Origin of the sequence: Brevundimonas sp., assembly GCF_036405315.1 — a bacterium.
Classification (GTDB): Bacteria; Pseudomonadota; Alphaproteobacteria; order Caulobacterales; family Caulobacteraceae; genus Brevundimonas.
Genome location: NZ_DASWXW010000200.1, coordinates 1 through 9,471, shown reverse-complemented (window position 1 = coordinate 9,471; position 9,471 = coordinate 1). Strand labels below are relative to the sequence as shown.

Genomic DNA, 9,471 nt, shown 5'->3' with positions numbered 1-9,471 from the left:
AAAGTCGATAGACGACTTGTTGAACCCTGCCGAAAGAATGCTCTCAAACTCCTCGTCCGGCACAACGCGAACCGAGTTCCCAAACGCCCCTCTGTTAGTCTCACCATCTTCGCGCCGAAGGATACTCTCGTGGAAGCTATTGCCAGTGCGGAACGGGACCGCTCGCTCAAAATCAAGGTAGTCTTCGACGTGGCAGTAGAAGTGATCTGGGATATTCGGATCTTCGGTGATGGCATAGGGCCGAGCGGTAGCGAAATAGGCTGATCGACCGCCCCGGCTGCTCAATTCCGCCGAGCCGCGTCGCGGCTCATAATAGACAATGGTGTCGCCAAGCGTCTGCTCCACCGCCCGCAGATATCTGCTCTGGAAATGATACCGTTCCTCGGGCAGGTCGTCGTAGCCCGGACTCAGTTTGGTAGTGAACACGCCCTTGGCCATACGTGATGTTGGCGCAAGCGGAGCAGTTGCTCAAGTCGATACCGTCTCACACCAGCGGCGGGCTCGACGCAGAACCAGCTTCTGTGGCTGTTCGGGCTGGAGGCGCCCGGCGACCAGCAGGTCACGGTGCAGAATCTCGACGCCATGCACGACACGGAACTGGGCTTTGCGGCGCGCCGCATCCTCGAGCTGTTGTCGATCGAGCCGGAGGAGCCCGAGGCAGATCGTCTTGACGGGCTCATCGCCCCTTACGGGCTGGTCTTTCCCACGACGAAGGTCTTCTCCGAACTGGCCCGGTCCTCGTTGCCGGAGGTTTCCGCCGTCGATGACCCTGATGCTGCTCTGGTCGACTGGCTGGATCGTGAGGAGCAACTGTTCCGGCGCCTTGAACGCCGGATCGTCGCCGAAAGGATCGGGGACGGCTTTCAAACCTCGGACGCCGTGGATGTCGACGGCTTCCTGTCATTCTCGCTAAGTGTCCAGAATCGCCGCAAGGCCCGGGCCGGTCAGGCGCTGGAAAACCACCTCGAAGCCGTTTTTCAGGCGCAAGGAATTCGCTACGCCCGCGGCGCACAGACCGAGAACCGCAACAAGCCGGACTTCCTGTTTCCCGGAGAGGTCGACTACGCCAACCCGGAGTTTCCGGACGCGCGCCTGACCATGTTGGGAGCCAAGTCCACCCTGAAAGATCGCTGGCGGCAGGTGCTGTCGGAAGCGCGACGCATTGAGCACCAGCACCTGCTGACGCTTGAGACGGGGATTTCCGAGAACCAGACCGACGAGATGCAGGCCAAGTCCCTGCAGTTGGTCATCCCGCGTCGCTTGCACGAAACCTTTAGACCGGCGCAACGGAACTGGCTGATGGACGTCGGCGGCTTTATCGACCTTGTCCGGCAAAGGCAGATGTAAAGGCGTCCGGCGTTTTGCCAACGCCCTGACTCACGGCTCCGCCTGCTCTGGCGGGCCGTTCCGGGCCTTTCACCAGCCGAGGTCGGGCGCGGGCCTATCCTCCGGCGCATGACAGACGCCCCCGCGCCGCCTCGCGGCGAGTTTCCCTTTCGCCGACCGAAGAAGGCGCCGACGCCCGGCGCCGGGGACAAGCCGGCCCATTACCGGCTGTCGAAGGCGACGTGGGAGATCATCCTCGACGAGTACCGCAACGGGGCGACCGTGCCGGAGCTGAGCGAGCGGTGGCGGGTGTCGGGCCATGCGCTGCGCAAGCGGATCACCGTGCACGGCGCGACCAAGCGCGACTGGGGCGACCAGATCGCCATAGAGACGGCGAAGGCGCGCGAGGCGGCGCAGGAAGAGGCCGAAAAGGCCAGGGCGGCGCAGGAGACGGCGGCCGAGGCGGCCCTGGCCCAGGCCCTGTTCGGGCCGCTGACGGCGGAAGACGCGCACGAGGGCAAGGCGGCGGTGCTGGCCTCGACGGCGATGATCGCCTCGGGCCGGGCCATGCTGATGCGGCGGCTGCCGGAGGCGCAGGGACTGGCGCGGCTGGCCGAGGTCTATGTGCGGCTGATGGACCGGCAGGACAGGGCCAACAGCTTCGAGAACACGCCGCTGGAGATCCTGCTGGCCGCGCGCTTCAACGGGGAGATGATGAGCGCGCGCTTCGCCCTGACCCCGGAGTCGAAATACGACGACCCCCAGTATGAGCTGAAGTCGCTCTACTGGGATCAGCTGAAGGCGGCGCCCGACGCCCATCGGAGCGAGGTGCTGGACGCCCGGCGCGAGGCCGCCCAGGCCCGGCGGGAAATGCGGGAGGCGAAGGAGGCGCTGGAGGCGTTGAAGACGGCGACCTGAACATGAACAATCGTTCACATAGCAATGTGTCGCGTTGCCGTGACGGGATGCACGGCTAAGGTCCGGCCCCAGCATTATCTGTTGGGGACTGAAATCCATGCGCCTTGCCGCCTCTTCCGTCGCGCTGGCCGCCCTTGTGGCCGTCGCTTCGCCCGTTCTGGCCCATACGACGGCCCCCGTCGCGCCCGCCGCGACCGCGCCCTCGGCCACGCCGCTGCGCGGGGCGCCGGCAGCCGAGCTGGTCGCCCGCGTCGACATTCCGTGGAAGCGTTTCCAGCTGGACAACGGCCTGACCGTCCTGGTCCACGAGGACCGCAAGGCGCCCGTCGTGGCGGTGTCGGTTTGGTATAATGTCGGCTCCAAGGACGAGCCCAAGGGCTCGACCGGGTTTGCACACCTGTTCGAACACCTGATGTTCGGCGGATCGGAGAACTCGCCGTCCAGCCACATCCAGACGATGAACGCGGCGGGGGCCACGGGCCTGAACGGCACGACCTGGTTCGACCGCACCAACTATTTCCAGACGGTGCCGACCCCGGCGCTGGACTACACGCTTTATCTGGAATCCGACCGCATGGGCTATCTGCTGGGGCAGGTCAGCCAGGAGGTGCTGGATCTGCAGCGCGGCGTGGTCCAGAACGAGAAGCGCCAGGGCGACAACCAGCCCTATGGCCTGACCTATTACGCCACGCTGGAAGCCCTCTTCCCCGAGGGGCACCCCTATCGCCACTCGACCATCGGCTCGATGGCCGACCTGGACGCCGCCAGCATGGAGACGGTGCGCGACTGGTTCCGTCAGAACTACGGCCCCAACAACGCCATCCTGGTGCTGTCGGGCGACATCGACGAGGCCAGGGCCCGCGAACTGAGCCAGAAGTACTTCGGCGCCATCGCGCGCGGTCCGGTCAACACCCCGGCCCAGGCCCCGATCCCGACCCTGGCCGCGCCGGTCGAGCAGGTGCTGCATGACCGCGTGGCCCAGACCCGCATCAGCCGCACCTGGGCCGTGCCCGGTCTGGGCGACCCGGACTCCGTGCCGCTGAGCGTCGGCGCCTCGGTGCTGGGCGGCCTGGCCAGCTCGCGCCTCGACAATGTGCTGGTGCGCGACGAGCAGATCGCCTCCAGCGTCTCGGCCGGCAACCAGACCTTCCAGCGGCTGGGCATGTTCAGCTACTCGGCCATGGTCAAGCCGGGCGCCGACGCCGACGCCGTGGCGCGTCGCATGGACGCCGTCCTGGCCGACCTGATCGCCAACGGCCCGACCCAGGACGAGATCGACCGCGTGGTGACGCGCTTCGCCTCGCAACGCATCCAGGGTCTGGAAATGGCCAACGGCAAGGCCTCGGTCCTGGCCGAAGGTCAGCTTTATGCGGGCGATCCCGACTTCTACAAGAAGGAGCTGGCGGCCTATGCGGCCGTGACCCCGGCCCAGGTCCAGGCCGCGATGAAGAAGTGGCTGAGCCGCCCCGTCTACAGCCAGATCGTCAAGCCGGGCGACCGCGAGGCCTATGTCGAGGCCGCCGCCGCCCCCGCGGGCGCGACTCCGGCGCCGGCCGCGCCGATCCAGCGCGTGGCCCGCGAGGCGGCTCCGGCCATCGGTCAGGTGTCCAACGTCGACTTCCCCGCCGTCGAGCGCGCCGCCCTGTCGAACGGGATCGAGGTGGTCTACGCCCGCTCGACCACCGTGCCGGTGACGCGCGTGGCTCTGGAGTTCGACGCCGGCGTCGCCGCCGACCGCGCCGACCGCCTGGGCGCCCACACCCTGATGCTGAACGTCATGCAGGAAGGCACCACGACGCGCGACTCCAAGGCCTTGGCCGAAGCCCAGGAACGCCTGGGCGCCAGCGTCTCGGTCGGCTCGTCGATGGACCGCACGACCGCCAGCCTGTCGACCGTGACCACCAATCTGCAGCCGTCGCTGACCCTGCTGTCGGACGTGGTGCGCAACCCCGCCTTCGCCCCGGCCGAGGTCGAGCGCCTGCGCGCCCAGCGCCTGGCCGGCCTGGCCAATGAAAAGACCCAGCCGGCCGCCCTCGCCGCCCGCGCCCTGCCGCCGCTGATCTATGGCGAAGGCCACCCCTATGGCCGTCCGTTCAGCGGCACGGGCGACGAGGCGGTGATCCGCGGTCTGACCCGCGCCGACCTGGTCGCCGATCACGCCGCCTGGATCCGCCCCGACAACGCCAAGCTGTTCGTCGTGTCGGACCTGCCGCTGGCCGAACTGAAGCCGCAGCTGGAGGCCGCCTTCGGCGACTGGCGCGCGCCGACGACGGCCAAGGGAACCAAGGCCTTCAACGCCGCCCTGCCCCAGACCTCGGCCCGCATCGTCCTGATCGATCGTCCGCAGTCGCCGCAGTCGCTGATCTACGGCGGTCAGGTGCTGCCGGTGTCGGGCGCCGACGACCTGCTGACCCTGACCACGGCCAACACCGTGCTGGGGGCCGACTTCCTGTCGCGCATCAACGCCGATCTGCGCGAGACCAAGGGCTGGTCCTATGGGGTGCGCGGCAACGTCAACACCCTGCAGAACCGCTCGCCCTACATCGTCAACGCCCCGGTCCAGGCCAACCGCACGGGGGAATCGATCGCGGCCCTGATCGGCCAGTACGAGCGTTTCCTGAGCGCCGACGGCGTGACCGCGGCCGAGCGCGACCGCACCGTCCTGGGCGACACGCGCGGCCTGTCGGGCAGCTACGAGACCTCGGCCCAGGTGCTGGGCGCCCTGCGCTCCAACGCCCTCTACGGCCGTCCCGACGGCTATCAGGAGGCCCTGGCCGGGCGCATCAACGCCCTGACGGCGCAGCAGATGGACGCCGCCGCCCGCGCCGCCATCGACCCCGCCAAGTTCGTCTGGGTGGTGGTCGGCGACGCCTCGGTGGTCAAGCCGCAGCTGGACGCGCTCGGCCTGCCGGTCGAGGTGCGCTCGGCCGCAGCGCCGGCGACGGCCCAGTAAGCCCCGCCTCAAGGCGTGAGGACGGCCGGCGGGGCGACCCGTCGGCCGTTTTCGTTGGACGCCTATCGCTTGCGGAAGCGCGCCGCGTCGGCGGCCAGACCGGCGCCCCAGTCGGTCGTCGGGTGGTCGGGTTCGGCGACGAAGGGCAGTTCGCCGGCGAGGCCCCGGATCGCCAGCGCCAGGGGCAGGGCGTAGTGGGGCATGAGGCGCAAGGGCTTGCGGCGCTTGTCGGTCACATCCCAGCCCAGGGCCTCGAAGGCCTCGGCCAGATCGGCGCCGGTCAGGCGGTGAATGTCGTCCCAATCCTCCGGCAGGGCCACGGCCTCGGCCGCGTCGCCGGTCAGACCGAACAGGGCGCTGGTCAGGGCGTCGATCTCGGGAAATTCGTCGCGGGCGTCGGGATCGGCGTAGCGCGGCTTCATCAGCGCCTTCAGTTCCAGATCATCGACGCCGGGCAGGTCGATCAGGCGGCGCATGGCGGTTTGGGGGGCTTGGGTCATGCCGCCCTCTAGCACGCCCGTCGGCGGTTGACCGCGTGCGCGTGCGGGTCGAGGCTGACGCCCGGATCGCTGAAAGGCCCGCCCATGCCGACCGACGCCCTGAACGCCTATGCCCGGACCCCGCGCCTGGCGGTGCTGATCGACGGGGAGAACGCCTCGTCGCGCATCGCCGAGGCCCTGTTCACCGAGATCGCCACCCTGGGCGAGGCCAGCGCCCGGCGCATCTACGGCGACGCGGCCAACACCTCGCTGAAGGGCTGGATCGAGGTGCTGGCGCGCTGGGCCATCCAATGGCAACAGAATTTCGCCAACACCAAGGGCAAGAACTCGGGCGACATCGCCCTGGTGATCGACGCCATGGACCTGCTGCACTCGGGGCGGTTCGACGGCTTCTGTCTGGTGTCGTCGGACAGCGACTTCACCCGGCTGGCGGCGCGCATCCGCGAGCAGGGGGTGCCGGTCTACGGCTTCGGCGAGCGCAAGACGCCCGAGAGCTTCCGCCAGGCCTGCACCCGCTTCATCTACACCGAGAACCTGCGCGGCCCCGCTGCGGTCGATCCGGACGCGGCCGCCCCGGCCCCGGCCCCGGACCCGGCGGTCAGGAAGCCGTCCGAGGCCACACGCCTGATCGCCACCGCCATCGCCGACATGGACGAGGACGGCGACGGCTGGGTCAGCATCGGCGGCATCGGCAACCGGCTGAGGAACGCCCATTCCGACTTCGACCAGCGCACCTACGGCTACGCCAAGCTGTCCGACCTGATCCGCGCCACCGGCCGTTTCGACGTCGAGGTCGGACCCGGCAGCGCCATGCGGGCGCGGGTGAAGCGCGCCGACAAGCGGAGCCTTTCGGATAACGATGTTGCCACAAAGTGAAACCAAGGGCAGGATGACGGTCCCAAAGTTCCACGAAGCAGGAATCTCGCCATGCTGTTGACCATCGCCGCCGCCCTGGCCCTGCTGGCTGCGCCTGCCGTTCAGAATGAGGAAGACGCCCGCCCGCGCGTCGCCTCCAGCACCCCGTCGCGCGCCATCTCGGCCCGCGCCCCCAGCGTGCCCGACGGCCCGACGCGCACCGTCTGCAGGCGCGAACGGGCGATGGACAGCAACATCATGCGCCGGGTCTGCCGCGAGGTGCCGGTCAACAGCGCCGGCCGCGAAATGATGTCCGGCGATTACCTGCGGCAGATGCAGAGCATCGGCCTGAACTCCACCGACGGCCCCAATCCGCGCCAGCCCGGCGGTCGCCCCGTCGGCTAATGTCATGTTGATCCCCCTCGTCGCCGCCGCCCTCCTGTCCCATTCCGCCCAGGTGTCGGAGGTCGCGCCGGTGAGCCCCGTGCCCGCACCCCGCGCGCCCGCCCGCATCATCACGGCCCGCGCCCCGACCCTGCCGGACGGCCCCACGCGGATCGTCTGTTCTCGCGAGCGAGCGATGGACAGCAACATCCAACGCCGCGTCTGTCGACGCGTGCCGGTGAACAGCAGCGAGCGCGAACGCATGGCCAGCGACATGGCCAAGGACATGCAGCGCCTGAGCTTTGGCATCCCCACTGGCCGCCAACCCGGCGGGCGGGCGGTCGACTGACATGCTGATCACCCTTTTCACCCTCACGCTCCTGTCCCATTCCGCCCAAGTGACGGAGGTCGCGCCCGTAAGCCCGGTGCCCGCGCCCCGCGCTCCGGTCCGCGTCATCACCGCCCGCGCGCCCACCCTGCCGGACGGCCCGACGCGCGTGGTCTGCTCTCGCGAACGGGCCATGGACACCAACATCCAGCGTCGCGTCTGTCGGCGCGTGCCGGTGAACAGCAGCGAGCGCGAACGCATGGCCAGCGACATGTTGAAAGACATGCAGCGCCTGGGCCGTATCGAAGGCGATTGATCGCCCCTGCCGCCACAAAGGCAGGCCGCCCGGTTAGCGGGCTTCATCGCCGCCCCTCGGCACGATGAAACCGAAGGGGGGTGCATCCGATGTTTGCCCTCCGTTTCTTCCCTCGTCGCGGCCCTGATCGTTCCGGGTCGCATTTCGTCCGCCCCCCTCGTCAAGTTCAAAGCCTCTCAGATGTTCATGATCCTGATTGCGTCCCTCGCCGTTCTTGCCCTTGACCCGGCCGCCGCATCGGCCAGTCGCCCCGTCGCCCCGGCCGGCGCGGCCGGCACGGCCCCAGCCCCGGCTCCGAGCGTTCCGCCCAGCGAACCGATGCGCGAAGTCTGTCGCCGGGAGCGTGAGCCGGGCTCCAACCTGTCGCAGCGGGTCTGTCGGCAGGTCCCGGTGAACAGCTCCGCCCGCGACCGCTCGGCGAGTGATCGCGTACGTGAATCCCAGGGCTCGAGGACGCAGCAGAACTTCTAGAACGGCGGGCTTTTCGCGCCCCGAGGCCGGACGCCCCTTCCCCCGCGCGCGCGGTGGTCTATGTGTGGGCCATGGCCGCCGCAGAGACCCCCGCCGAGACCTTCAAACGCGCGTTGGCGAACGCCGCCCGGGCGCTGGCTGAGCAGGCCGAGCTGGAGGTCCACTTCGGCTCGGACGGGCCGAGGCTGTCCAACGGCGTCCTGACCCTGCCCCACCCGCCGCGCGATCCGGGCGCGCCCGAGAGCGCGACCCTGCGCGGTCAGGCCGACCGGCTGGCCCTGCGCCTGGCCAATCACGACGAGGGGCTGAACGCCCGGTTGCGCCCGATCGACCAGACGGCGGCCGAAGTGTTCGACGCCGTCGAACAGGCCCGGGTCGAGGCGGTGGGCGCGCGTGAGCTGAAGGGGGTGCGCAACAATCTGAACGCGGCGCTTCTGACCCGGCTGGAGAAGTCGGGCGCCCTGCGGGCCGAGGCCGAGCGGGTGCCGGTGGCCGAGGCGGCGGCGCTTCTGGTGCGCGAGCGCCTGACGGGCGAGGCCGCGCCGGACGGGGCCAAGGCCATGCTGGATCTGGTGCGGTCCAATCTGGAGTTGAAGGCGGGGGCCGAACTGGACGCCCTGGCCGCTGCAGCCGACGACCAGACGGCCTTCGCGGCGAAACTCAAGGACGTGCTGCGGGCGCTGGACCTCGATCCCGGCGACGGCCAGGCCGAGGACGCCAACGACGAAGAGGGCGAGGACGAGCCCGACCAGTCGCAGCAGGACGCGCCCGACGAGGACGAACAGGAAGAAGAGGACGGCGGCGAAGGCGGCCAGTCTCTGGAAGGCACGGCCGACGACCAGTCCGCCGAGAACGAGCGCCAGACCCGCCCCGACGGCGCCCCCGCCGATCCCGACTGCGAGGCCGGCGACGACGGCCCCGAACTGAACGAAGGCGCCCTGCCCAATCGTCAGGACAGCGTCGACGACGGGCGGGCCGTGGACGCCTATCGCGTCTTCACCAGCGCCTATGACGAGACCATCGGCGCCGAGGAACTGTGCGATCCGATGGAGCTGGACCGACTGCGGTCCTTGCTGGACGCCCAGTTGGCGACCCTGTCGAGCGTGGTGTCGCGTCTGGCCAACAAGCTGCAGCGCCGCCTGATGGCGCAGCAGAACCGCAGCTGGGCCTTCGATCTGGAAGAGGGCGTGCTGGACACGGCGCGCCTGACCCGCGTCATCACCGACCCGACCAGCCCCCTGTCGTTCAAGATGGAGAGCGAGAGCCCGTTCCGGGACACGGTCGTGACCCTGCTGATCGACAACTCGGGCTCGATGCGCGGGCGGCCGATCATGGTGGCGGCGGTCTGCGCCGACATCCTGGCGCGGACGCTGGAGCGGTGCGGGGTCAAGGTCGAGATCCTGGGCTTCACCACCCGCGC

The 9,471-nt window shown here is 69.3% G+C and carries 9 protein-coding genes and 1 pseudogene; 8 read left to right on the top strand and 2 right to left on the bottom strand.

The genetic code is table 11. The annotated features are described in order from the left end of the window. A pseudogene (locus VGE49_RS12405) lies at positions 1-438 on the bottom strand (hypothetical protein); the annotation flags it as partial. A gap of 126 nt (positions 439-564) precedes the next feature. Between VGE49_RS12405 and VGE49_RS12400 the strand changes: the two are divergent. The 3 genes from VGE49_RS12400 (at position 565) to VGE49_RS12390 (ending at position 5,197) form a co-directional block, all read left to right on the top strand. Beyond that, positions 565-1,347 carry a type II restriction endonuclease gene (locus VGE49_RS12400; RefSeq protein WP_331034855.1) on the top strand — a complete coding sequence of 261 codons (783 nt, stop codon included), beginning with the start codon at positions 565-567 and terminating at the stop codon, positions 1,345-1,347. A gap of 108 nt (positions 1,348-1,455) precedes the next feature. Next, positions 1,456-2,244 carry a hypothetical protein gene (locus VGE49_RS12395; RefSeq protein WP_331034854.1) on the top strand — a complete coding sequence of 263 codons (789 nt, stop codon included), beginning with the start codon at positions 1,456-1,458 and terminating at the stop codon, positions 2,242-2,244. 97 nt (positions 2,245-2,341) lie between these two features. After that, entirely contained in the window at positions 2,342-5,197 is a 2,856-nt protein-coding gene (locus VGE49_RS12390) for a M16 family metallopeptidase (RefSeq protein ID WP_331034853.1), read from the top strand. A gap of 62 nt (positions 5,198-5,259) precedes the next feature. Here VGE49_RS12390 and VGE49_RS12385 read toward each other — a convergent pair whose 3' ends face one another. Further along, complete coding sequence (locus VGE49_RS12385; protein WP_331034852.1) at positions 5,260-5,697, bottom strand: hypothetical protein; 438 nt, start codon at positions 5,695-5,697, stop codon at positions 5,260-5,262. 84 nt (positions 5,698-5,781) lie between these two features. On the opposite strand from VGE49_RS12385, the gene VGE49_RS12380 reads away from it, so the two are divergent. From VGE49_RS12380 to VGE49_RS12360, 5 genes are all read left to right on the top strand, one after another. Continuing rightward, positions 5,782-6,573, top strand: a complete 792-nt coding sequence (locus VGE49_RS12380; protein WP_331034851.1) for an NYN domain-containing protein — start codon at positions 5,782-5,784, stop codon at positions 6,571-6,573. Between the two features lie 51 nt (positions 6,574-6,624). Next, complete coding sequence (locus VGE49_RS12375) at positions 6,625-6,957, top strand: hypothetical protein (protein ID WP_331034850.1); 333 nt, start codon at positions 6,625-6,627, stop codon at positions 6,955-6,957. A gap of 4 nt (positions 6,958-6,961) precedes the next feature. Further along, complete coding sequence (locus VGE49_RS12370) at positions 6,962-7,285, top strand: hypothetical protein (protein WP_331034849.1); 324 nt, start codon at positions 6,962-6,964, stop codon at positions 7,283-7,285. 1 nt (position 7,286) lies between these two features. Further along, positions 7,287-7,580: a hypothetical protein gene (locus tag VGE49_RS12365; RefSeq protein ID WP_331034848.1), complete on the top strand. Its 294-nt coding sequence runs from the start codon at positions 7,287-7,289 to the stop codon at positions 7,578-7,580. Positions 7,581-8,122: 542 nt separating this feature from the next. Then, positions 8,123-9,471 (top strand): cobaltochelatase CobT-related protein (locus VGE49_RS12360; protein WP_331034847.1); only part of this gene is annotated, 1,349 nt, incomplete at its 3' end.

Bases quoted from the DNA above. Each gene is read 5' to 3' on its own strand.
- VGE49_RS12395 (WP_331034854.1), top strand. From the start codon at position 1,456: ATGACAGACGCCCCCGCGCCGCCTCGCGGCGAGTTTCCCTTTCGCCGA.
- VGE49_RS12385 (WP_331034852.1), bottom strand. From the start codon at position 5,697: ATGACCCAAGCCCCCCAAACCGCCATGCGCCGCCTGATCGACCTGCCC.
- VGE49_RS12380 (WP_331034851.1), top strand. From the start codon at position 5,782: ATGCCGACCGACGCCCTGAACGCCTATGCCCGGACCCCGCGCCTGGCG.
- VGE49_RS12390 (WP_331034853.1), top strand. From the start codon at position 2,342: ATGCGCCTTGCCGCCTCTTCCGTCGCGCTGGCCGCCCTTGTGGCCGTC.
- VGE49_RS12375 (WP_331034850.1), top strand. From the start codon at position 6,625: ATGCTGTTGACCATCGCCGCCGCCCTGGCCCTGCTGGCTGCGCCTGCC.
- VGE49_RS12370 (WP_331034849.1), top strand. From the start codon at position 6,962: ATGTTGATCCCCCTCGTCGCCGCCGCCCTCCTGTCCCATTCCGCCCAG.
- VGE49_RS12365 (WP_331034848.1), top strand. From the start codon at position 7,287: ATGCTGATCACCCTTTTCACCCTCACGCTCCTGTCCCATTCCGCCCAA.